Genomic DNA, 21,884 nt, shown 5'->3' on the forward strand with positions numbered 1-21,884 from the left:
CTTTGAGATCCTAGCCGATGAGGAGCTTGAGGTCGTCGTCGACCGTCGTGATGCCGGCAATGCCGAAGTTGTCCACGAGGACCTTTGCGACGTTCGGCGAGAGGAATGCCGGAAGCGTGGGGCCGAGGTGGATGTTCTTGACGCCGAGGGAGAGCAGGGCAAGAAGGACGATGACGGCCTTCTGCTCATACCAGGCGATGTTGAAGGCAAGCGGCAGGTCGTTGATATCGTCGAGGCCGAAAATCTCCTTGAGCTTGAGTGCGATCAGGGCAAGCGAGTAGGAGTCGTTGCACTGGCCAGCGTCGAGCACGCGGGGGATGCCATCGATGTCGCCGAGGTTGAGCTTGTTGTAGCGGTACTTCGCGCAGCCTGCCGTGAGGATGACAACGTCCTTCGGGAGCTTCTCTGCGAACTCCGTGTAGTAGCTCCTCGTCTTCTGGCGGCCGTCGCAGCCTGCCATGACAACGAACTTGCGGATGGCGCCAGACTTGACAGCAGCGACAACCTTGTCGGCAAGCGCGAAGACCTGCTCATGGGCGAAGCCGCCGACGATTGTGCCATGCTCGATCTCAGTCGGAGACGGCAGTGTCTTTGCCTGCTCGATGATCGGCGTGAAGTCCTTGTAGCCGTTCTCATCTGCCTCGATGTGGCCGCATCCCGGATAGCCTGCAGCACCCGTCGTCCACATGCGGTCCTTGTAGCTGGCCTTCGGCGGCACGATGCAGTTCGTGGTCATGAGGATGGCGCCATTGAACTTCTCGAACTCGGTCGTCTGCTGCCACCAGGCGTTGCCGTAGTTGCCAGCGAAGTGAGGATACTTCTTGAAGGCAGGATAATAGTGGGCAGGAAGCATCTCGGAGTGCGTGTAGACATCGACGCCGGTGCCTGCGGTCTGCTCGAGGAGCATCTCGAGGTCCTTGAGGTCATGGCCGGAGATCAGGATAGCGGGGTTCTTGCGAACGCCGATCTCGACCTCGGTCACCTCCGGGTTGCCATACGTCTCGGTATTGGCGGAATCGAGCAGAGCCATGCCCTTGACGCCGAAGGAACCGGTCTCGAGCGTCAGCGCCACGAGATCGTCGACTGTGAGGCTGTCGTCCGTGACCTTGGCAAGCGCCTGCTGGATGAAAGCGTCGATCTCGTCTGCATCGCGGCCGAGGACATTGGCATGCTTCGAGTAGGCAGCGAGACCCTTGAGGCCGTAGGTGATGAGCTCGCGGAGGGAGCGGACATCCTCATCCTCGGTGGCAAGGACGCCGACCGTGCGTGCCTTCTCCTCGAAGGAATCGCGCGTGCCCTCCCAGAGCGCTGCCTCAGGCAGGCCCTCGGTGGAGGAAAGCTCGGCGAGAAGCTGCTTCTTTGCGACGAGGGTGTCCTCGATGCGCTTGATGATGGCTTCCTTATCGAAGTTGGCGTTCGTGATTGTGGTGAAGAGGTTCGTCGTCACGAGGTGGTTCGTGTCCTTCGTGACCTCCTTGCCCTCGGCACGGAGTGCCGAAGCAACCTGGGAGATACCCTTCGTCACGTAGATGAGCAGGTCCTGCATTGCTGCCACATCAGGGGTCTTGCCGCAGACGCCCGAACGCGTGCAGCCCTTGCAGCCGGCAGTCTCCTGGCACTGGAAGCAGAACATCGGCGTATCCATGCTATTTGTCCTTTCTTTCACTGCAGGCATCCGTACCTGCAGGCCTCTCCATCCACCGAATATGTTTCATATCCGGTATCATTTCCTCTTCATTGTTGGCCGCATCTCTGCTAGAGTACGTTGCCAGGACCACATTTTGAGAAAATTGCGGCAAAGGGGATACAATGGATCTGGCCGTCCTCTCAGATATCCCGCTCTTCAGGGGCATCAGCGCCCAAGCGCTCGAAGAGATGGCAGAAGCGCTCCGGATGCATGAGGAGCGCTATCGCAAAGATGAGCTCATCCTCAAGGCCGGCACGTTCACGCAGTCTCTGGGCATCGTGCTTGCCGGATCTGTGACGATCGAGAGCAACGATGTTTGGGGCACCCGCACGATTCTCGGCTTTGCTGGCAAAGGCGAGGCCTTCGCAGAGACCTATGCGCTCCTGCCGAAGGAGCCGCTGCTCGTCGATGTGCGCTCACATGAGTCCTGCCGCATCCTCTTCATCAGGATTTCGCTTCTTGCGCACTATGCAGAAGCGCAGAAGCTCTGGACCACACAGCTCTCCCAGAACCTCCTCATGAACGCTGCCAAGAAGAACCTCATGCTCTCGCGCAGGAGCTTCCTCATCGCCTCGAAGAGCGTCCGCGAGAAGGTCATGGCCTATCTCAATGCGGAGTCCATCAAGCACAAGGCCAACACCTTCGAGATCCCCTTCAACCGCCAGCAGCTTGCCGACTACCTGAATGTCGAGCGTACGGCGCTCTCGAAGGAGCTCAGCCGAATGCAGGCAGAAGGCTATATCAGCTACCGCAAGAACCGCTTCACGATCCTGGCAAAGACGCCCACCCGCTAGGGCCATCCCTCCTGGCCTCATGCCATCCCCCAGCTCCTTCTCTCATGCGTTGGGATGAAGCAACAGATCCCTCTTTCCGCCATGCTTCTGGCCATGGGACTCTGTACTGGCCACCCCTGCCAGGCAGGAGAATGACAGGGCATTCGGCTTCAGGCTCAAGACCATCAAGACAAGCAGGGTTCGGCAGCCAGAAGGAGCTCTTCAACCGCATCAAGGATGAGACCTTCATGAAGGCAGGCCCAATCCCGTGGAGGACGGCTTTGCCGACACGATCGTGTCCGCACCCTTCGACCGCCAGAGCCAGGTCTGAGTCATGCTCCAGGGGAAGAACAGGATCATCGTCCAGAAGAACCAGACAGCAGTGTTACCGACGTGCTCATCAACGCCGCGCTCGGCGTGGCCACAGACGACATGTTCGCAATCGGCTCCGCCTTCGTCGCCAATGCGAAGAAGACCGAAAAGTTTGTCGAGATGACCGCCTCAGAGCTCAAGGCCCTCAGCCTCTGAGGCAGAAGAGCCCCCTTCGCTGGGCGCCCCTGTCTGGGCCTTCCAGGAGGGGCGCCTTCCTGCATGCCAGCATTGCTGCGGGGACCTCTGAGGCAGCATGCCGCACAGAACGGCTGTCCTCAGGTACATGCCGTCAGGAGACAGAACGCCGTGTAAAGCGCAAGCACGGCGAGCGTGAGCTTCATGAAGACGGCGCGCTTCAGGTCCACATAGGCCACCCATTCGCGCACGAGCGCATTGAGGGCGAAGTAGAGCCGCACCTTGGCGCCTGCTCCGTCGGCAGCGATGCCGAGGGTGCGGGTGATCAGAAGCGCACGGAACACATGGTAGTCATCAGAGACAACAAGAAGCCGTCCTTCAGAAGTGAGCTCTTCTTGTTCGCGGAGCCTCTCGGTGAAGGCAAGGTTCTCGCGCGTGTTTGCAGAGCGGTCCTCGACAAACACTGCATCTTCGGGCACACCCTGCGCAAGCGCGAAGGCACGCATGGCATGGGACTCAGGCTGGAGCTCATCTGCACCTTGCCCGCCTGACATGATGAGCTTCGCTTCGGGATGGAGATGCCAGAGCTCGATGCCGCGCTTCACCCTGTTTGCCAAAAGCGGCGTGACCGTGCCGTCCTCCATGAGGGCAGCGCCGAGAACGACGACCGCATCGTAGCGGCGATGCCGGTGCGGCCACTGCACGGCGACGCCTGCCACGGTATAGAAAGCGAAGGCTGTGCCCAGAAGAGCGATGAGAAGAGCTATGAAGCCGAAGATGAAATCGAAGACATTGCCGAAAACCGGAACGTCGCTGAGAGCGCTCCGCACAAACGGCCAGATGGTCACATAGGCGACCATCGCGCATCCGAGGCCAAGCGAAAGCATGTTGCGCAGGCTTCTTCCCTCGCTCCGGACGAGCCGTATGCCCGTAGCGATGAGCGTCACGACGAGGACGATCGGAAACATGAGGAGGAAGATGAAGAAGATAGCAAGGATCGCCAGGACGAGCGTCTGCACCCAAGGGAAGACGCCCTCAGGGAAGATGACAACAAGCAGGATGGAGAGAGCCATGACAGCAGTGCCAGCCGCCACAAGCGCAGCACATCCAAGCCAGATCGTGCGCTCCTCGCCGAGACGGAGCCGCCAGAACCAGAGCTGTCCCAGACCGGCCATGACTGCTGCCAGAGCGACGAAGATCCCTTCGCCTGCAAGGTCCACTGCCGCCGCCTTTCCTCTGCGCCTCTGGGCACAAGCATAGCATCTCAGAGATAGCGGCCCGTCACCGACGCCGGACAGCTGCTGGCACCAGCCGGCACCCCTGCATAGACGATGCGGCCGCCTGCCTCGCCGCCTCCCGGTCCCATATCTATCATCCAGTCGGCATTCGCGATCATATCGAGATCGTGCTCGATCACAAGGACCGTCGCCCCATGGTCGATGAGGGTCTGAAGCACCCCTTCGAGCACTTCCACATCATGGGGATGAAGGCCGATCGTCGGCTCATCGAAGACGAAGAGCGCATCCTTCTGGTCGCGCTCCATCTCCCCGGCAAGCTTGAGCCTCTGCGCTTCGCCGCCCGAAAGAGCAGGCGTCGCCTCGCCGAGCGTGAGATAGCCAAGGCCCAGATCGTGGAGCACCTGGAGCTGGGCATGGACGCGCCTGAGCGAGGATATGGCTGCAAGTGCCTCGTCGACCGTCATCTCCATGAGCTCGGGAAGCGCAAACGACCTCGGCTCTGTCCCTTTCTTCGCACGGGCGAAGCTGCGTCTTATCTGCCATGCTGCCTCGCCGAACCTCCCGCCGTGGCAGGAAGGACAGGCAATCTCGACATCCGGCAGGAACTGTACATCGAGCGAGATCGTGCCGGTGCCATCGCAGACGGGGCAGCGCAGAGACCCCGTGTTGTAGGAGAAGTCTCCCGCATGGAGACTGCGTTCCTTGGCAGAGGGAGCCTGCGCGAAGGCACGTCTGAGCTCGTCCATCACGCCCGAATAGGTGGCGACTGTCGAGCGGACATTCGCGCCGATCGGCGTCGAATCGATCAGATGCACCCTGCGGATGCCGGCAGGAGCGAGGCTCCTCACCTGGGAGGGAAGCTTCTCTCCCTTCGAGAATGCTTCGAGTGCCGGCACGAGGCATTCGAGGACAAGCGTCGTCTTGCCGGAACCGGAGACGCCCGTGACGACCGTCAGCGCTCCCAGTGGCAGCTCCACATCGAGCGGATGCACGGTATGGAGCGCGTTCGTGGAAAGCCTGAGCGCACCGTGCGAGAAGATGTCTTCCACCGAGCGGACAGGCCGTATCCTTTTCGGCTTTTCCTGCAGCAGATAGGCAGCGATGCGGGAGTCGGGGCTTTCTGCCACTTCGGCAGGCGTGCCCTGGGCGATGATGCGGCCGCCTTCCTTGCCAGAGCCTGGCCCCACTTCGATCAGATGCTGCGCATGCTCGAGCACATGGACATCGTGGTCCACGACGACGACCGAATTGCCGTCTGCCAGAAGGTCGTCCATCACGCCGAGGAGTCCCTCGACATTTGCCGGATGCAGGCCGATCGAAGGCTCGTCGAGCACGTAGAGAACGCCTGTCGTCCTGTTGCGCACCGAACGCGCGAGCTGCACACGCTGGCGCTCTCCTGTCGAGAGCGTATAGCCCGCGCGGTCAAGCGCAAGATAGCCAAGGCCGAGCTGCTGGAGACGGGAGAGAGGCTCATCGAGCGTCGCGACGATGGATGAGCCTATCGCCTTCACCTCTTCGGGCAGGCTCGGCACGACCTTGGGCAGCCAGCAGGCAAGCTCATCCACCGTCTTGGCTGTCGCCTCAGCCAGATCGATGCCCAGGACCTGGGGATTGCGTGCCGCATCGGAGAGGCGCGTTCCTTTGCAGGCCGGGCAGGGCTCCTCCTTCAGGAAGCGGGCAATGCGCTTGACCGCGCTTTCCGTCTTTGCCTTGGCAAGCGCATTCTCGACCGTAGCGACGGCGGAGTAGTAGGTGAAGTCAAGCTCTGTTGCCGTATTCGAGCTCTTCATATGCACGACGATATGGCGCTTCTCCTGAGGGCCATGGAAGACGATTTCGCGTTCCTTCGGCGTCAGCTCCGAGAATGGCACGTCGGTACGCACGCCCATCTCGCGGCAGACATCCTTCATCAAAGACCACATGAGCGTGCCCCAGGGCGCGACCGCTCCCTCGTCAATCGTCTTCGACTCGTCCGGCACAAGTGTGCTCTCGTCGACGACGCGCATCGTGCCGGTGCCACCGCAGGCAGGGCAGGCACCATCGCTGTTGAAGGCAAGCTCTTCCGCGCCAAGGCCGTAGAAGCTCGCGCCGCAGACCGGGCAGACGATCGGCTTCTCGAGCGCCACATTCATCGACGGCGCGACCCTGTGTCCGTTCGGACACCTATAGGAGCCGACGCGGGAGAACAGGAGCCTGAGCGAGTTCAGCGCTTCTGTCATCGTTCCGAAGGTCGACCTGATGCCTGGTACCGGTGGCCTCTGATGGAGTGCCAGCGCTGCCGGCACATAGCGCACCTCGTCGACGTCGGCCCTGGCTGCCTGCGTGAGGCGGCGCCTCGTATAGGTCGAGAGCGCCTCAAGATAGCGGCGAGATCCTTCTGCGTAGAGGACGCCAAGCGCAAGCGAGCTCTTGCCGGAGCCCGAGACGCCGGCAATGCCGACAATCTCGTGGAGCGGCACACGCACATCGACCGACTTCAGGTTGTGGACCCTCGCGCCTTTGACCTCTATCGCTTCAGGGATGTTCTGCATGCATGCCTCCAGGACTCTTCAGGTCCTCTTAGGATATCTCGCATATATGATGCAGGACAAGCCTGCTACTCGTCCCAGGCCCTGATCTCTGCCGTATGGGGATAGCGGCGCAGGACCGCCTGCCAGCCAAGAGCAGCACAGATCATGCTGACAAGAATTGTCCAGGCAAGAGATGACACATAGTCCGTGCCGATAGCGCCGACAAGAAGCATGCCGCAAGACCCCTGGACCGTGCTTGTGAAGTTGATGGCAGAAGCCGTCGTGCCGCCGGCATCGCGGAACTTGGACAGCAGGATATTTGTCGAGAGCGGACGCAGGCTCGCCTCCACGATTGCAAAGACAGCGAAGGCGGCGCAGAAGAGCCAGGGTGCAAGATGGCCAAAGACGAGAAGAGCCGCCCCTGCCGCCACAGCCACGCCGATCTCTGCTGTGATGAAGGTCCTGGCCTGCATATGGCGGGAAGCAAGCTCCCAGGCAAAGGGGCCAAGCACGGTCACAAGGGCAGCGATTGCATAGTACATGCCATAGCCAAGCTCAGAGAGCCCGAAGTAAGACTCATAGACGAAGGAGGCCACCGACACATAGGCCATGAAGCCGAGGTTTGGAAGCGTGAACACGAGAAGGGGCAGCGTGAAGGCAGGAACCTTGAGGACAGCAGCGAACTGCCGCACCGTCTCCCCTTTCTCGCTCGAGACATAACGCTCGGACACAGGAAGCGATTCCTCGAAGGCACATGCCAGGACGGACAGGAACACGCCCGACGCCGTCAGAATCCAGAATGTAGCCCGCCAGTCGAGGGCCATAACGACCCAGGCGCCGACAAGGGGTGCCACGACAGGACCCAGGATGAACATGAGCTGGATGAAGGAGATGGCAAGCTGGCGTCTCTGCTCCGTGAAGGCATCCTTCACGATCGCGTTTGTCATTGCATCGGCAGCTCCCGCCCCAAGCGACTGGACGATGCGCGCCACAATCAGCACCTCGATCGAAGGAGCGAGGGCACAGGCAAGAGATCCGGCCACATAGAATGCCAGCCCGCTCAGAAGGACCGGACGCCTGCCGCGCCTGTCAGAGAGCGGACCGAAGATCAGGAGCCCCACTGCGAAGAAGAAGTTGTAGCCCACCAGCGTCAGGTTCACCATCGCCGTGGTCGTGAAGAGACGTTCTGCCATATGGGGAACGGCAGGCGTATACATGTCGAGGGAGAGCGGCATGAGCATCGAGGTACCGACGAGCAGGACCATGAGGCCCAACGTGCCAAGATGCTCCTGCGGGCGTGCCAGCCAGCTGCCTTGCGTCTCCATAAGCCATCCTGTCGAAGTAGGGGCATCTGCCCATAAGGCAGGTTCCACGTATATGCAGTGCCGTCTATGGTAGCAGGTACAGCACAGAGGGCAGCCTCGCCCAGAAACCTGCCTGCTTCATGCCGCGCAGCGGACAGGCGTGCCTGCTCGGACCAAGGCCTTGCTCCGAGCAGACACCATCTATCTTCTGCATTCAATGTCCCACAACGCTGCATCGCACGGGCATTCCGTCAGCACCTGCAGCCTGCGCGCTGAAAGCGCTCCAGAACACTCCTGAAAGGCACTTCCTTCAAAGCATGCGCCACACTGCCGGACCTGGCCAGGACCAGAGCCTCGGCACAGCGCTCCTTTCCGTCGGTGCCCGCCGGACAGGATGAGAGGCACCATAGCCAAGACAGCCACACCAGCCGCTTGTGGTCCATCGACAAGGCTCGACGCCTTTGGGGCCAGTCACGCATGCATGCGCAGCATGAGAGATGCTGTCATCCAGCTTCCTGTCAGCAAGATCCTCCGTATTTGGTGCCTTCCTGTTTGTCTGGATTCTCTGGAAGATGCAGGATCGTCGGCACAGGCACAAGCTTGCGCCAGGATTCGCGCCCGCGCGGACATGCAGAGCTTCTGCATTGGATTGCAAAACGAAACGCAGGGGATACCGCACGGCCGCAGATTTCGCCTACACTGGTGCAGGACGGCGGAAGAGAAGGAGCGAGGCCATGCTCAGGCTCATGATCGGATCGGACATCCACCGGAAGCTCGACCATCTCAAAGAGGCACTGGACAATGCCAGGTCCGAAGGCGCGCTCGATGCCATCCTCCTCGCAGGCGACTTCGAGGCAGCGCAGGAAGATATCGACCGCCTGGACATCCCCGAGCCTCTCTATCTCGTCCACGGAAACAACGATGCGCTGCTTGCGCCATCAGATCCTGCCGACGAGCTTGTGATCGATATCGAAGACGACAGGATCTCAGGCGTCCATGCAGCTGGCTACACAGACCCGCTGCCGCCACGTCCTGCATCCTCTGCCCACCGCATCCTCATGACCCACGGCCATAGGTACCACGCGCCGCGGCTTCTGGCCCTGCGCGCCCGGGCCCTTGAGGCGGGAGCCGACATCGTGGTATATGGGCATACACACCGCTATCAGGAAGATGCCGGAGAGCCAGGAGATGCCCTCGTCCTCAATCCTGGCACCCTCATGCCGGCACCAGGCTCGGGGCGCTGCACCTACATGATCCTCGAGATTGCAGGCAGCAAGGTCCGTCCCCTCAGGCACGAGCTCTGAACCTCGAAGCGATGCATGCAGCTCCGATAAGGAGGGGCTGCCCGCTGCACCCTGTCTGCATCATGCAGACAGGCCCAACCCTTCATATCCTCGTGCATGGTACTCAAAAGATGTTTGGCTTGTCTTGAGGGCATGACGTCAAGACAGGGCGCCCCACACCCCGGTCTGGAATCTGGACCTTGCTGCATAGCATCGCTTGCTTCCACCCGCTCGGTGGGTGGCTTTCTGTGCCGCGCTGCGCCTGCACAGGCTGAAGCTTTTGACAAACGGGGCGCAGTTTACGGCGCCAGCCCCCTCCTTGGATCCTGCGAGCCTCATGCCTTTTCGAGAAGGCGTGCCACGGTATCCATCGCTGAGGCCAGCTCCTCGCGCTCGGATGGACTCAGATGTCCGAGCAGACGACGCACCTCTTGGGAACCCTCTTCGATATGGGCTTCCACATAGGCCCTGCCGGCATCGGTCAGGCAGACCTTGCGGCAGCGGCTGTCCTCATCGTCTGGCACCTGCCTCGCGAAGCCACGCCCCTCGAGCCGCGCTGCAATCTTCGATGCATGCTGCTTCGTGATCCTGAGGGCTGCTGCGAGCTCCTGCTGGCGGAGCTCCCCTGCCTGGTAGAGCTCTTCCAGGGCTTCGACCTGGGCAGGCCCAAGATCGCCCCGGTAGGTATCGCGGTAGGGCGCCATCACCTTCTGCTCGAAGACAGCGCGCATGCGCCAGGCCGGCTCCAGGGCATGGTCCTTCCAGGATGCGGACAGCTCCTCTTCTGCCATACGCTACCAGGTCCTCGAGCCCATGGCACGGAACTGGGCCACTGTCGAGGCATGGGAGTTCATGCCGCCATCCACATTGATGATCTGCCCGGTGACATAGGCGCTCTCGTCGGAGGCGAAGAAGAGGCATGCCTGCGCGATATCGTCCGGGCAGCCATAGCGGTTGACCTCGATGTTCGAGAGGAAGATGTCCTTGAGCTGCTGCGGCACATGGGCCTCGTTCTGCGGCGTCACGATGAGCCCGGGACGCACGCAGTTGCATCGGATGTTCTCCTTGCCATACTGGAGCGCGACCGACGAGGTCAGCATATCGACCGCAGCCTTGCTGCAGGCATAGGCTGTCGAGCCCAGATCCCCTGCAACCGATGCCATCGATCCGATGTTCACGATCGAGCCCGCCTTCTTCTTGCGCATGTAGGGCAGGGCTGCCTTGATCGCATAGAAGGTGCCACGCACGCCGGAGGCAAACATGGCATCCCAGTCCTCGAGCGAGATCTCGTCCACCCGGCCATCTGCCAGGCCGACGCCGGCAGCATTGTTGATGAGGATATCGATGCGGCCATATTCCTGGGCAGTATCTGCCATCAGCGCATCGACCGTCGCCAGATCGTTCAGGTCCATGCGGTGGAAGCTGGCGCTTCCGCCTGCCTCATGGATGGCCTCCACGACCTCCTGCCCCCGCGCTTCGCGCCTGCCGCATACGACCACATGGGCGCCTTCCTTGGCAAATGCTTCGGCGATGCCGATGCCGATGCCGCTTGTCGAACCGGTCACGATTGCGATCTTGCCTTCAAGCCTCTTCATGTAGACCTCCCATACAGCAGTCTATTGTCATATCTATATGACCTTTAAGGAGATAGTAACATAGATATGACCAAAGGGTCAGGAAATCCGGCCTCCATGGTTCCGCCATGAGCCAAAGCTACTCCCCTGGCAGCAAGGCCCTCCGTCCATCCCTGGCAGGCAAGCCCGGCACAGAACAATGTGGCAGCAGGGCCATGCCGATTGCCAGGATCTGGATGGCAGCAGGCGGGTCCGCAGCCTCGTTTCTGCCTCTCTCGATCAGGCAGCTGCAAGAAGCTTCGTGATGCGCTCCATGAACTGGGAAAGGAAGCGTTCGGTGTCGACGGCGACAGCCACCTTCATGGTCTTCTTCGCATCGTTCAGCCTGGTCTCGTCGCCAATCGTGCGCCCCCTGGTCGCTCCTTCGGTATCCACCTTCATGTTGATGGCAAGACACGTCACCAGCGTCGGGTCGAGCGCCACAGCAGCTGCCAGAGGATCGTGCAGGCCGCATCCTCCAAGATAGGGAGCGGTCTTGGCATAGGCGCCGATATAGTAGTCGACGATATCGGCGTAGGCATTTCCTGCCTTCGTCCCGAGCGCACGCCACTGCCCTGTCTCCTGCTTTGTGAGAAGCGTCTGGAGCGTGACGTCGAGCCCCACCATCGTGACATCAGTGCCAGAGCGGAATACCTCGTCGGCAGCTTCGGGATCCTGGCTGATATTGGCTTCTGTCCAGGCATTCACGTTGCCGGGCACCGTGAGCGCGCCTCCCATCATCACCACGTGCAGGCATGCTGAAAGCGAGGGGTCCTTCCTGAGCGCAGCAGCCAGATTGGTAAGCGCACCGGTCGGCACATAGACAAGATCGTCTCCCAGACGATGCGCTGCCTCAATCAGGAAATCGACTGCCGGCGTCTTCTCGGCAGCACGCCGGGAAGCAGGCACCTCGACCCCGCCGATGCCATTTCTCCCATGGATGAAGGCAGAGGCCTCGCTCACGGCGAAGCCATCCTGTGCCAGCGCATGGGTCTTGCCCGGAAAGACCGGGACCTCGGGATGGCCCAGAAGCTCGGTCAGGGCAAGGCTGTTGGCAAGGCCCTGCTCCATCAGGACATTGCCGTAGGTGCCGGTGATGCCGATGAGCTCGGCGTCAGGGCTTCCGAGCACATAGGCGATTGCGAGGGCATCATCGATGCCGGTATCGAGGTCGAGGATGATCTTCTTCATAGCAAGCCTCTCATGTCTTTCCGCCATCTGGGAAGCCTCGAAACCATCAGGGACTTCCTGCGTCTGTTCAGCATATAGAGTATAGCCAGGAACAGATATCCGCCAGATTGCCGCCGCCTGACGGATCGGAGAGGAGAGCTACATGATCTGGTTCACCGCAGACCTCCATCTGGGACATGAGAGCCTCGCCACCCAGAAGCGCGGCTTTTCCTCCCTGGAGGCTATGGAGCACACCATCATCCAGAACATCAATATCAAGGTTGCTCCGACCGATACGCTCTATATCCTCGGCGACTTCTCCTACCGCTGCACGGTCGAGCATGCCCATGCGCTCAGGAAGAAGATTGTCTGCCGCAAGGTCCACCTGATTTCAGGCAACCACGACAAGGACTGGTCGCGTCCGGAGGCTGCCCACACCTTCATCCTGGATCCGCCGCTCATGCGCATGAAGACGGAGGACGGGCAGATCCTCGTGCTCTGCCACTATCCACTGCTCTCCTGGGAAGGCATGCACAGGGGCGCCATCATGCTGCATGGCCATATCCATTCAGGCCAGGACGAGCAGGCACCCGGCTCCTACAACATCCGTATGAAGGAGGAAGGGATCTTCCGCTACGACGTGGGCGTCGATGCGAATGCAATGGCACCGGTAGCGCTCGGCGATATCCTTGCCTGGTTCAGGGATGCAGATGCCCAGGTGCCGGAAGGCCTCTAGAAGCTAGCGCCAGATGTGGGCACGCAGCCACTCTGCCGCCTCGCTCACGACCTGCCAGTAATAGGGGTCGACAAAGCCATGGCCACCGCCTGGAATCACATGGAGCTCGCAGCGCGGGAAGAGTGCCTGCGCCCGCTGCGAATAGGAAAGCGGCACTGCCTGGTCTGCGTCCCCATGGAAGATAAGGACATCCTGGGGAAATGCCGGGATATGCTCGAAGAAGTCGTAATCCCAACAGGAGCGCAGGAAGTCTCCCGACGCGTCCATGCTCATGATGTGGAAGCGCTCGGGAAGATCCTCCCTCCTCTGGCAGGCAGCATGCACTGCATCATGCAGGTTGAAGGCAGGATAGAGCAGAAGGCAGGCCTTCACGAGCTGCACATTCGCCCTTGCTGCCATGAGCGCGATTGTGGCACCGAGCGAGGCACCGCAGAGGAAGAGGTTGCGCTCGTCGACGAAGGGCTCGCGCGAGAGCTCCCAGGCGACAGCCTCGAGGTCGTGCTGCTCCGTGAAGAGTGACATGTTGTCCTGCCAGCTGCTCCTTGAATAGCCGCCACCACCGCAGAAGTCGAAGACATAGCTCACCATGCCCCTATCGGCAGCTGTCCTCGCATACGGCTCCATGTCCCCATGGTTCGTCGAGAGTCCATGGGCAAAGATGGCCGTGGCACGCGGACGCCCGTCATCCCAGCCATCCGGCAGGAAGAGCTTCCCGTAGATCTTCTTGTCATCCCGCTGGCACCAGTGCTCGCGCTCCGTATAGCCCATGGCAGCCTCCTGAATCGCTCCCGGATGGTCGGCATCATGTGCCCATTCTGCATGAAAGATGTATAGCCTCTTTACCATCCCGCATGATTCGGACGTCTGTCCCGGAACAGCCATCTGTCGTTTCAAGGCTCTGAGCTGGCACTTCTCCATACAGAAGATGCCCCGGAAGCCTGAGCCTCCGGGGCATCCCACAGATCCATCACACGTATGGCTAGTGCGTCGTGCCAGTAGCTGTCTTCACATCCTGGTCGTGCTCCACCGCTGCTGCAAGCCCGAGCTCGATGCCGCGTGCCATCATGTCGAGCGACATGCTCGGCGTGGAGGATGGCAGATGGCAGGCCTGCTCCGTCGCATACGGCACATGCAGGAAGCCGCCACGGACACCGGGATGCTTCGTTGCAAGCGTATGGAGCAGCGAGTACATCACATCGTTGCACACGTAGGTCCCTGCCGTATAGGAGACCTCTGCCGGGATGCCGGCCTCTGCCATGGCCTGGACCATGGCCTTGACAGGAAGCGTCGCGAAGTAGGCGTCGGGACCATCGGCGGCGATACGCTCTGCCACCGGCTGGTTCCCGTCATTGTCCGGGATGCGGGCATCGGCGTAGTTGATGCCGACAAACTCCGGCGTGATCTTCGCACGGCCGCCCGCCTGGCCCACGCAGAGCACGAGGTCGGGCTCGACCTCGTCGATTGCCTTGTCCACAGCCTCGGGGCCCTTGCCGAAGACGACCGGGATCTCAACCTTCGTGACGGAGGCTCCGGCAATCGTGTCCGGAAGCCTGCGGACAGCCTCCCAGGCTGGGTTCATGGTCTCGCCACCGAATGGCTGGAAGCCGGTCACGAGAATCTTCTTCATTGCGAACCTTCTCTCTCCCGAAAGAGCCTGCCGCGAGGCAGGCTCTCATTCTTTGCTTTAAAGGTCTCTACCCAACTACAGCGCGACAAGGCAGATCATGAGGATGATCTGGAAGGCGAGCATGATGAGGGCAGGAACGATCTGCTTCTTGATGACACCGTACTCGTCGTCCATCTCGAGAATCGCGACAGGGACGATGTTGAAGTTAGCTGCCATCGGCGTCATGAGCGTGCCGCAGTAGCCGCAGGTAAGGGCCAAGGAGCCGACGATGACAGGATCGGCACCGAGCGACAGCACGAACGGCGCTCCGATGCCTACCGTCATGACCGTGATGGCGGCAAAGGCATTGCCCATGATCATCGTGAAGAGGGCCATGCCGAGGCAGTAGACGACGATGCCGACGACCATGTTGCCCTGAGGGATGATGGCGCCCACGATATCGGAGATCACGTTGCCGACGCCTGCCGCCGTGAAGACCGATCCCAGGATTGCAAGGAGCGTCGGAAGCATGATCAGCGTGCCCACGATATCAATCATGCGGCGGGAATCCTCGAGATAGACCTTCATCGTGTTCTGCTTCGGACGCATGAAGTGCAGGACGACCATGCCGATGAAGACGCCGACGGTGATGCCGACAAGCGAGCTGATCTTCGTGAAGAGGGCAAAGATCAGGGCAACGACGCCGATGGAGAAGGCAGGGATGAAGATCTTCGTGCCAAGGTCCTTGTAGCCGGCATGCGCCTCAGTGTCGGTCGGCTTCGTGCGGTCTGCGCCCTTGCCGACCTGCTTTGCAATCGGCGGAATGACCATGAGGATAACGAGGACGCCGTCCACCTCATACGGCACCCAGGGGCCGACGATGAAGAGGATGCCGAGAATGCACCAGAAGAAGGCCGTGCCGATCCTCTTTTCGTTCGTCTCGTCCTTTGCATTGCGGATTCCTGCATAGATGCAGACGAGGCCAATGATCAGGTAGACGACCTCGAGGAGCTTCTGGGAAAGCGTCACATCGGCGCTCTGGAAGAATTCGATGACACCCATCAGTCTTCCTCCTTCACGCCGGCCGCAGCCTCAGCCTCGAGCTGCTTCGGATCTTCCTTCGTGAGCTTCTTGTCGCAGATCGCGTAGTAGATCGTCGTAACGACGACCGCGACGACGGCGACAGGGATCTGGATGGCAGCGAGCTGGGGAAGGTCGACCGTGTAGCCGAGGTCGGCCATCGTGCCCTGGACAAGCAGCATGCCGGACGTGCCGACGAAGAGCACCTGGCCGAAGAACCAGGCGACATTCTCCATGCCGGCTGCCATGGCCTTGAGCTCCTCATGATGCTTGCGGGACATCTTGTGGCCACCTGCCTCGTCTGCCGCCTCTGCCATGGGCATGACGACAGGCTTCACGAAGCCGGCAACGCCACCGAAGCTGACATTGAAGGCAGCAAAGATCACGCGGAAGACGCCGTAGGCACCGAGCACGATGCCGGCTGTGGCATTCTTCACCTTTGCCATCACGTCTTTCGCCGCTTCCTTCAGGCCGTTCCTCTCGAGCGTGCCCGTCAGCAGGAACACGACGACCGTGATGAGCATGTTGCGGTTCGAGACGAAGCTCTTGCCCAGCGTCTGCAGGAATACCAGAGGATCCATGCCGGCAATGAGGGCAGTGACGACAGCGGCAGCCATGATCGTCAGGATCGAATCCCATTTGAGGGCAAATCCGATCACGACGATCAGGATGCCCAGGAGCTTGAGCGCTTCCATCTGCACCCTTTCTCGCGAAGGCAGGGCACAAAAGCCAGAGTTCCTCGGATGCCAGGCCCTGCCACCATCAGTTGCAGCACGACAGTATCCCAGCACATCCCTGCTCCTTCAAGAAGAGTTTATCGTGTTGACATGCCAGCCAGCAGGATGTCTGCGCATCCGTGCAGAGGCACGTATCTCAGTGCCTGCATGCCCCTGCATGCGTGCAATGCCGGCACAGCCTAGCATATCCTTTATGCATGAGAATCCAGATGCCGAGCACCCCCAGCCCATAGGGCACCAGATAGCCTGGCCAGCCGAAGAGCTGGAAGAAGGCCTCGAGAGGGGAGCCTTCTGCCGGCACGCGCACGAACATGAAGTTTGTCCCGAAGCGGGCATTCACCGCAAGGCAGAAGACAAGATAGGCACCTGTGAAGGCAACCGCCTGCCAAAGACGTCCGAGGCTGGGCCGAAGCTCGCCGGTCGCAAGCTTCATGAGGACCAGGGCAAGCATCAGGGAATGCTCGGCAAAGCCACAGACGACCGGCCATGACAGAGGCGGACACCATGCCCAGCCAGGGAACAGCACGGCACAGATGGCTCCTGTGGCAGAAAGGCAGAAGAGCGTCTCCCCTATCCAGGCGGCAGGCCATATCGCATAGATGATGCCGAGATACTCGCAGGCATTGCAGGAATGGAGCGGCCACCAGCTGGGCGTGAACGTGCCTGTAGCGATGAAGCCCAGATCCTGCAAAGCCAGAAGGATGAGCGGCACGATCGTCACGACGTATGTCATCCGCTTCCGCGCTTGCCCAGCAGACAGCGCACGGTAATGGAGGACACAGAAGGCGATGAGAGCACACGATGCCGCGAGCCAGGCAACATGCACAGCTCCAAAGAGCGGCCAGCCCTGGCCTTCTGCCAGAAGGGTCGCCGGCATGAAGAGGTTTTCAAGCCATGAGACAACGGTTCCCATCTCAGGCCCCCTCCAAGGCCATGTCGGCCAACCCTTGAGCCATCGATTCCCAGCTTCTCAGGCCTACTCCGCCCAGAAGACGCGGCCGTCCTTGCGTGGCTGCGGAGCAGCCACCTTGTCCTTCACAGGATAGCCCAGAATCAGATGTCCCACGCCTTCATAGCCTTCAGGCACGCCGAGCGAGGAGAGCCACTCCTGGACTTCCGGCATCTCCGATTCTTCCTTCGCGCGATGGATCCAGCAGCTGCCGAGACCCAGCTCTTCCGCTGCGATTCCCATGGTGCCGATCATGAGGGAGCCATCGCAGACATAGGTCGGCATGTCCTTCTTGCCGAGGACCATGAGCACGACTGGTGCCCCATAGAAAGGATCGAACCCCTCTTTCCAGCCGCCAATCTTCCTGTTGAGCTCGGAGAGCCAGGAGATCTTCTCCTTGTCCGTGACAGCAACAACGATGGCAGACTGCCTGCCCATGCCGCTTGGCGCCCAGAGTCCAGCATCGATAACCTTGTCTATTAGGTCCTTCGGCACCGCCTTGTCCTCATAGGCGCGGACGCTGCGGCGGTTATGGATTGCTTCAAGAGCATTTTCCATAAGTACCTCCTCCAAGAGAAAGCCTGCATCATTCATAAGGACTCATACCCTATGCGCTTCCCCGCTTGCGCTTAGCTAGCCACAAGGACGAACCTGAAAACATCCCAATGCAGATGTGCCCCTGAAGCTGTCAATGGCTTCAGGGGCACTGATCCAGATGTTGATGAAGCTACTTGCTCGTGCTGCTGTCTGAGCTTTCCTCGTCCTCGGCAGCTTCAGCCTTGCGGCGCTTTGCCCCGCGGACAATAGCGTAGATGCCTGCCGCAGCACCGACCGCTGCTGCCACATCGATTCCCGTGAGTGCCATCTGCCATGGCGCCATGACAGAGACGACCTTTGCCGTGGAAGAGATGCCATTCATGGCAAGGCTGCGGGAGACGGCATAGAGGATGTGCTTGGAGGCCTGGCGCAGCTGCGTCATGACCGTCGGATTCGATGCATAGCCATCGATCTGCCAGTTGTCGGTACCGGAGTTGAGCCACATGTCAGTACCGCCAGCAAGGCCTGCACGGATGGCCAGCAGCGGGAAGGCCTGCGGGTAGGATGCCTGGTCGGTGATGATGGCACCCTTAAAGCCCCACTCGCCGCGTACGACATTCGTCGTGAGACCCTTGTTGTCGCCAGACCAGACAAGGCCGACGCGGTTCATGCTCAGCATGATGCCGAGCGTGCCCTCGTCTCCTCCCGAGATGCTTGGCTCGAAGGCTGCAAGGTAGATCTCTCTGATTGCCTGCTCGTTGGAAAGCGTGGCGATAGTCGTACGGCTGGTCTCCTGGTCGTTCAGAGCGAAGTGCTTCACGAATGTCATGACGCCCTTGGAGCGGGCACCTGCAACCGTGGCAGCTCCGAACTGTCCGGAGAGGAAGCCATCCTCTGAGTAGTACTCGAAGTTGCGTCCCGAGAATGGCGTACGGTGGATGTTCATCGACGGCGCATACCAGCCCGCAAAGTTGAGGTCGCCCTGAGCAAGGCAGTCCTCGCCGATCTGCTCTCCCATTGCCTTGGCGCAGGCAGGATTCCAGGTCGAGGAGATGACGACCTCGGAGCACCAGGCATAGGTCTTCTCGACAGTATTGACGCCTGTCGTGCCAGCATTGCCGACATAGGCAGGGCCATCGACACAGACCGTTGCTGGAGCGCCCACCGAGTTGACCGCCTGAGTCTGGTAGCCGCCGACACGGACCAGGTTGTACATCTCTTCGGGTGTCAGCTGGTCAAGAAGATCGTCCCATGCCGGATCGTCCGCATCGACCTCACGGAGCATCGCGAGCGTGAGGTCATTCTGGGCACCTGTCGTCGGCATCACCGCGGAAGGATCGTCCTGTCCCTCCTGTACAGCAAGCGCCTGGAGCACCTCATCAGTTGCCGTGAAGGCATAGGTCGTGGGATAGCTGGCTTCCCAGTCGCTGCGCGTCAGATAGGTGAAGCTTGCGTCATAGCTCCGCATGTCCGCATCCTCGAACTGGTTCTGAACTGCAGCGCCGGTATAGGGAGAAGTGGCGTAGTCGCTGCTCTCCCCAAGCGAGAGCTTCACGGCCTTTCTTGCATCGCTCTCTGCATCCATGCCAGATGCACCCTTGGCAGCAAGGATGTTGTTGAGGGCGTCATGGACATCCGTACCGATTGCGAGGTAGTAGTCGCCTGCCTCGAAGATGTAGGTCCCCTTGCCGCCCTCGTCGTAGCTCTTGAGGCTTGCAAGGGAGACGGCCACCTCGAGCGTCTGCGACTGACCAGGTGCAAGCTCATCGGTCTTGGCCAGGCCCACCAGCTGGACAGCAGCCTTCTCGACACCGTTTGCGCGGTCATAGTCCGTATAGGGGCTCTGGCCATAGACTTCGACGACATCCTTGCCTGCAAGAGACCCCGTGTTGGTGACCTTGACGGTAAGGGTCACCGTATCATCCTTCTGGGCGCTTCCGGAAAGCACCTGCTCGAAGGAGGTATAGGAAAGGCCGAATCCGAACGGGAACTGCACCTCGCTGCCATAGCTCCACTTGTCTGCAGAGCCGGATGCTCCGACTGCGGAATCTGCGTTGCCCTGTCCGAGCACGCAGTCCTCGTAGCGGGTCTCATAGTACTTGTAGCCGACGTAGATGCCTTCCTGGTAGACAACGAATGGCGCATTGTCTGTGCCAGCGATGATATTCGAGCCGAAGTTCATGAGCGACGGCGCAGACAGGGAGTTGCGGGCGTAGGTATCGACCGTCTTGCCAGATGGATTCACGGCGCCTGTCAGGATATCGCCCACGGCATAGAGGCCGTCCTGGCCTGGGTTGCCGATCCAGAGGCAGGCATCGACGTTGAAGCGGCTGCTGTCGAGGAACGAGAGCTCCATAGCATTGCCGGAATTGATCAGCACGATAACCCTGCCGAAGTGCTGGGAAGCATACTCCAGAAGCGCTTCCTCATTCGAGGTGAGCTCCAGATAATGACGTCCAAGATCGTCATCCGAATCGAGCCTGCTCGAATGGACCGTGCCGGTATAGCCTTTGATATCGACGTCCTGAAGATACGACTCATCATATGTCCTCGGGACATCCGAGCTCTCCGAGCCGGAGCGGGCAAAGACGACGATGGCAGCATCGCTGTAGTCGCCGAGACTTGCGGTCTCCGTATCTGTGAAGAGGTCCGGAGATGCCTCATGGATGACATAGCGGCCCGTGCCTGCGATATCGGCGACATCCATGCGGATAGAGCTGCCCGCGCCTTCAGTGTAGAAGCTCCACATCGTCGGGTTGACCTCGAAGCCAGAAGCCTCGAGCGCAGACTTCAGGGTCGGAGCAGTCGAGGAGTCGACAGCGCCGGAGCCGCCACCGCCGTAGAGGATGTCTGCAGAGCTTACACCGAGAAGCGTGACCCTGCCTTCTGCCATCGGAAGCGCGCCATCATTCTTGAGGAGGACGAAGCCTTCCTGCGCAACTTCTTTGGCAATGGATGCATCTGCCGCAAGACGCTCCGACTCGCTGCTATAGGACGCCTTGAAGTAGACGCTGTCCTCAGCTCCTGCGCCACCATCCTTGACTTCGTAGCTCTTCTGCCCGAGATAGGTATTGATGACCGGCGCATACTTGTTCGCATAGTAGTTGCCGACACCCAGGGCAACAGCACCGGCTCCGATGCCTCCCAGCCCCAGCACAGAGCGCCTCGTAAGTCCGCCTTTGGTCTGCGGCTTCTTCGAATTCGTCATCTGATGTCCTCCCTCATCCTGATGGCTTCACTTATGGTCCTCCAAGCCCTTTCTTGTTGATGCCATCTTCTTCGGAAGCAGGATGCAGATACAGCGGGCTGGCACGTTTCGGCAGCGCGCTGGCAGGATTCGACGGAAAAGCACCGTCTGCGGATTCCGGAAGGTCGAACGGTCGCCGGCACGGCGAATCCGCCCCCGCCGATAGGCTAGGATGTAGCGAGGATGCAAACTGGAAAGGGGATGCATGCAGGCTGCAATCGTCGACGATTCAAGTCTCGACAGGGACAATCTCGTCCGCTATATCGATGAGTACGCAAAGAGCCATGATGCCGATATCGAGCCCATCGCATTTCCGGATGCCGCTTCCTTTCTGCGGGAGGATTCATCCCAGTTCTCTCTTGTGTTCTTCGATATAGACATGCCAGGCATATCCGGCATGGAAGCCGCAAGGCTTCTGCGCAGCGTGAATCCCGATATCACGATCGTCTTCGTCACGAGCATGCCGCAATATGCCCTCGAAGGCTACGAAGTGGAGGCCGCCGACTATCTGGTCAAGCCGATCTCCTACCCGACCTTCTCGCTCAAGCTGACGAGGGCTTTGGCCCGCGTCCAAGAACGCTCGGAGCAGTCTCTTGTCATCAAGACTGCTGATGGCATGATGATCCTCCCGATCCGCGATGTGCTCTACATCGAATCGCATGGTCACTACCTCATGTATCACACCGCTCATGAGACCTACCGCACACGCGAGACCATGACGGCATGCGAGAAGAAGCTCGAAAGCTCAGGATTCGCCCGCTGCAACAGCTACTACCTTGTGAACCTCAAGCAGGTCAAGGCAATCTCAGGTTCCAGCGTAAAGGTCGGCACAGACGAGCTCGCTATGAGCAGATCGAGGCGCGAGGCCTTCACCGAGGCCTTCATTGCCTGTGCAGGAGGAATCTGA

Annotated in this window: 19 protein-coding genes; 5 read left to right on the forward strand and 14 right to left on the reverse strand. The window is 60.3% G+C overall.

Annotated elements, in window-relative coordinates; all coding sequences use genetic code 11:
- Positions 1–10: 10 nt before the first annotated feature.
- On the reverse strand, positions 11–1,645 hold the full coding sequence (gene hcp / locus ABVS03_RS03280) for a hydroxylamine reductase (protein ID WP_368018022.1): 1,635 nt from the start codon (positions 1,643–1,645) through the stop codon (positions 11–13).
- A 164-nt stretch (positions 1,646–1,809) separates the two neighbouring features.
- Here hcp and ABVS03_RS03285 point away from each other — a divergent pair, with 164 nt between their 5' ends.
- Positions 1,810–2,481, forward strand: coding sequence for a Crp/Fnr family transcriptional regulator (locus tag ABVS03_RS03285; protein ID WP_368018023.1), 672 nt, complete (start codon positions 1,810–1,812; stop codon positions 2,479–2,481).
- A gap of 372 nt (positions 2,482–2,853) precedes the next feature.
- A complete protein-coding gene (locus ABVS03_RS03290) occupies positions 2,854–2,988 on the forward strand; it encodes a hypothetical protein (RefSeq protein WP_368018024.1) in 135 nt (44 codons plus the stop codon).
- Between the two features lie 119 nt (positions 2,989–3,107).
- Here the strand turns inward: ABVS03_RS03290 and ABVS03_RS03295 are convergent, their stop codons facing one another.
- The 3 genes from ABVS03_RS03295 to ABVS03_RS03305 all read right to left on the reverse strand — a co-directional run bounded on the left by ABVS03_RS03295 (position 3,108) and on the right by ABVS03_RS03305 (position 8,040).
- Positions 3,108–4,187 (reverse strand): ElyC/SanA/YdcF family protein, encoded by a 1,080-nt coding sequence (locus ABVS03_RS03295; protein WP_368018025.1) that lies wholly within the window; start codon positions 4,185–4,187, stop codon positions 3,108–3,110.
- Positions 4,188–4,231: 44 nt separating this feature from the next.
- The gene (locus ABVS03_RS03300) at positions 4,232–6,736 is read right to left on the reverse strand and encodes an excinuclease ABC subunit UvrA (protein WP_368018026.1); all 2,505 of its coding nucleotides are present in this window, start codon (positions 6,734–6,736) and stop codon (positions 4,232–4,234) included.
- A gap of 65 nt (positions 6,737–6,801) precedes the next feature.
- Positions 6,802–8,040: a Bcr/CflA family efflux MFS transporter gene (locus ABVS03_RS03305; RefSeq protein WP_368018027.1), complete on the reverse strand. Its 1,239-nt coding sequence runs from the start codon at positions 8,038–8,040 to the stop codon at positions 6,802–6,804.
- A gap of 713 nt (positions 8,041–8,753) precedes the next feature.
- Here ABVS03_RS03305 and ABVS03_RS03310 point away from each other — a divergent pair.
- Positions 8,754–9,323, forward strand: a complete 570-nt coding sequence (locus ABVS03_RS03310) for a YfcE family phosphodiesterase (protein ID WP_368018028.1) — start codon at positions 8,754–8,756, stop codon at positions 9,321–9,323.
- Between the two features lie 314 nt (positions 9,324–9,637).
- Here the strand turns inward: ABVS03_RS03310 and ABVS03_RS03315 are convergent, their stop codons facing one another.
- The 3 genes from ABVS03_RS03315 to ABVS03_RS03325 form a co-directional block, all read right to left on the reverse strand.
- Entirely contained in the window at positions 9,638–10,093 is a 456-nt protein-coding gene (locus tag ABVS03_RS03315) for a MarR family transcriptional regulator (protein ID WP_330972807.1), read from the reverse strand.
- Between the two features lie 3 nt (positions 10,094–10,096).
- The gene (locus ABVS03_RS03320) at positions 10,097–10,897 is read right to left on the reverse strand and encodes an SDR family NAD(P)-dependent oxidoreductase (RefSeq protein WP_368018029.1); all 801 of its coding nucleotides are present in this window, start codon (positions 10,895–10,897) and stop codon (positions 10,097–10,099) included.
- 258 nt (positions 10,898–11,155) lie between these two features.
- Positions 11,156–12,106, reverse strand: coding sequence for a nucleoside hydrolase (locus ABVS03_RS03325; RefSeq protein WP_368018030.1), 951 nt, complete (start codon positions 12,104–12,106; stop codon positions 11,156–11,158).
- A gap of 142 nt (positions 12,107–12,248) precedes the next feature.
- On the opposite strand from ABVS03_RS03325, the gene ABVS03_RS03330 reads away from it, so the two are divergent.
- Entirely contained in the window at positions 12,249–12,821 is a 573-nt protein-coding gene (locus ABVS03_RS03330; protein ID WP_368018031.1) for a metallophosphoesterase, read from the forward strand.
- A 3-nt stretch (positions 12,822–12,824) separates the two neighbouring features.
- Here the strand turns inward: ABVS03_RS03330 and ABVS03_RS03335 are convergent, their stop codons facing one another.
- The 7 genes from ABVS03_RS03335 to ABVS03_RS03365 form a co-directional block, all read right to left on the reverse strand.
- Positions 12,825–13,589, reverse strand: coding sequence for an alpha/beta hydrolase family protein (locus tag ABVS03_RS03335; protein WP_368018032.1), 765 nt, complete (start codon positions 13,587–13,589; stop codon positions 12,825–12,827).
- Positions 13,590–13,800: 211 nt separating this feature from the next.
- On the reverse strand, positions 13,801–14,448 hold the full coding sequence (gene pcp, locus ABVS03_RS03340) for a pyroglutamyl-peptidase I (RefSeq protein WP_368018033.1): 648 nt from the start codon (positions 14,446–14,448) through the stop codon (positions 13,801–13,803).
- Between the two features lie 75 nt (positions 14,449–14,523).
- Positions 14,524–15,489 carry a DUF979 domain-containing protein gene (locus tag ABVS03_RS03345; RefSeq protein ID WP_368018034.1) on the reverse strand — a complete coding sequence of 322 codons (966 nt, stop codon included), beginning with the start codon at positions 15,487–15,489 and terminating at the stop codon, positions 14,524–14,526.
- Entirely contained in the window at positions 15,489–16,202 is a 714-nt protein-coding gene (locus ABVS03_RS03350; RefSeq protein WP_368018035.1) for a DUF969 family protein, read from the reverse strand. The genes ABVS03_RS03345 and ABVS03_RS03350 overlap by 1 nt, the downstream gene beginning before the upstream one ends.
- Before the next feature lie 178 nt (positions 16,203–16,380).
- Positions 16,381–17,157: a YwaF family protein gene (locus ABVS03_RS03355; RefSeq protein ID WP_368018036.1), complete on the reverse strand. Its 777-nt coding sequence runs from the start codon at positions 17,155–17,157 to the stop codon at positions 16,381–16,383.
- Between the two features lie 63 nt (positions 17,158–17,220).
- Positions 17,221–17,751 carry a nitroreductase gene (locus ABVS03_RS03360; protein ID WP_368018037.1) on the reverse strand — a complete coding sequence of 177 codons (531 nt, stop codon included), beginning with the start codon at positions 17,749–17,751 and terminating at the stop codon, positions 17,221–17,223.
- 169 nt (positions 17,752–17,920) lie between these two features.
- On the reverse strand, positions 17,921–20,938 hold the full coding sequence (locus tag ABVS03_RS03365) for a glycoside hydrolase family 3 C-terminal domain-containing protein (RefSeq protein WP_368018038.1): 3,018 nt from the start codon (positions 20,936–20,938) through the stop codon (positions 17,921–17,923).
- 244 nt (positions 20,939–21,182) lie between these two features.
- Here ABVS03_RS03365 and ABVS03_RS03370 point away from each other — a divergent pair, with 244 nt between their 5' ends.
- Complete coding sequence (locus ABVS03_RS03370) at positions 21,183–21,884, forward strand: LytR/AlgR family response regulator transcription factor (RefSeq protein ID WP_368018039.1); 702 nt, start codon at positions 21,183–21,185, stop codon at positions 21,882–21,884.

It is taken from the genome of Olsenella sp. AGMB03486, from assembly GCF_040884255.1.
In the GTDB taxonomy this organism is placed as follows: Bacteria; Actinomycetota; Coriobacteriia; order Coriobacteriales; family Atopobiaceae; genus Olsenella_L; species Olsenella_L kribbiana.

What these genes read in the sequence shown, in the direction of transcription:
- hcp (WP_368018022.1), bottom strand. Translation starts at nt 1,645, where the DNA reads ATGGATACGCCGATGTTCTGCTTCCAGTGCCAGGAGACTGCCGGCTGC.
- ABVS03_RS03285 (WP_368018023.1), top strand. Translation starts at nt 1,810, where the DNA reads ATGGATCTGGCCGTCCTCTCAGATATCCCGCTCTTCAGGGGCATCAGC.
- ABVS03_RS03300 (WP_368018026.1), bottom strand. Translation starts at nt 6,736, where the DNA reads ATGCAGAACATCCCTGAAGCGATAGAGGTCAAAGGCGCGAGGGTCCAC.
- ABVS03_RS03305 (WP_368018027.1), bottom strand. Translation starts at nt 8,040, where the DNA reads ATGGAGACGCAAGGCAGCTGGCTGGCACGCCCGCAGGAGCATCTTGGC.
- ABVS03_RS03310 (WP_368018028.1), top strand. Translation starts at nt 8,754, where the DNA reads ATGCTCAGGCTCATGATCGGATCGGACATCCACCGGAAGCTCGACCAT.
- ABVS03_RS03315 (WP_330972807.1), bottom strand. Translation starts at nt 10,093, where the DNA reads ATGGCAGAAGAGGAGCTGTCCGCATCCTGGAAGGACCATGCCCTGGAG.
- ABVS03_RS03320 (WP_368018029.1), bottom strand. Translation starts at nt 10,897, where the DNA reads ATGAAGAGGCTTGAAGGCAAGATCGCAATCGTGACCGGTTCGACAAGC.
- ABVS03_RS03325 (WP_368018030.1), bottom strand. Translation starts at nt 12,106, where the DNA reads ATGAAGAAGATCATCCTCGACCTCGATACCGGCATCGATGATGCCCTC.
- ABVS03_RS03330 (WP_368018031.1), top strand. Translation starts at nt 12,249, where the DNA reads ATGATCTGGTTCACCGCAGACCTCCATCTGGGACATGAGAGCCTCGCC.
- ABVS03_RS03335 (WP_368018032.1), bottom strand. Translation starts at nt 13,589, where the DNA reads ATGGGCTATACGGAGCGCGAGCACTGGTGCCAGCGGGATGACAAGAAG.
- pcp (WP_368018033.1), bottom strand. Translation starts at nt 14,448, where the DNA reads ATGAAGAAGATTCTCGTGACCGGCTTCCAGCCATTCGGTGGCGAGACC.
- ABVS03_RS03345 (WP_368018034.1), bottom strand. Translation starts at nt 15,489, where the DNA reads ATGGGTGTCATCGAATTCTTCCAGAGCGCCGATGTGACGCTTTCCCAG.
- ABVS03_RS03350 (WP_368018035.1), bottom strand. Translation starts at nt 16,202, where the DNA reads ATGGAAGCGCTCAAGCTCCTGGGCATCCTGATCGTCGTGATCGGATTT.
- ABVS03_RS03355 (WP_368018036.1), bottom strand. Translation starts at nt 17,157, where the DNA reads ATGGGAACCGTTGTCTCATGGCTTGAAAACCTCTTCATGCCGGCGACC.
- ABVS03_RS03360 (WP_368018037.1), bottom strand. Translation starts at nt 17,751, where the DNA reads ATGGAAAATGCTCTTGAAGCAATCCATAACCGCCGCAGCGTCCGCGCC.
- ABVS03_RS03365 (WP_368018038.1), bottom strand. Translation starts at nt 20,938, where the DNA reads ATGACGAATTCGAAGAAGCCGCAGACCAAAGGCGGACTTACGAGGCGC.
- ABVS03_RS03370 (WP_368018039.1), top strand. Translation starts at nt 21,183, where the DNA reads ATGCAGGCTGCAATCGTCGACGATTCAAGTCTCGACAGGGACAATCTC.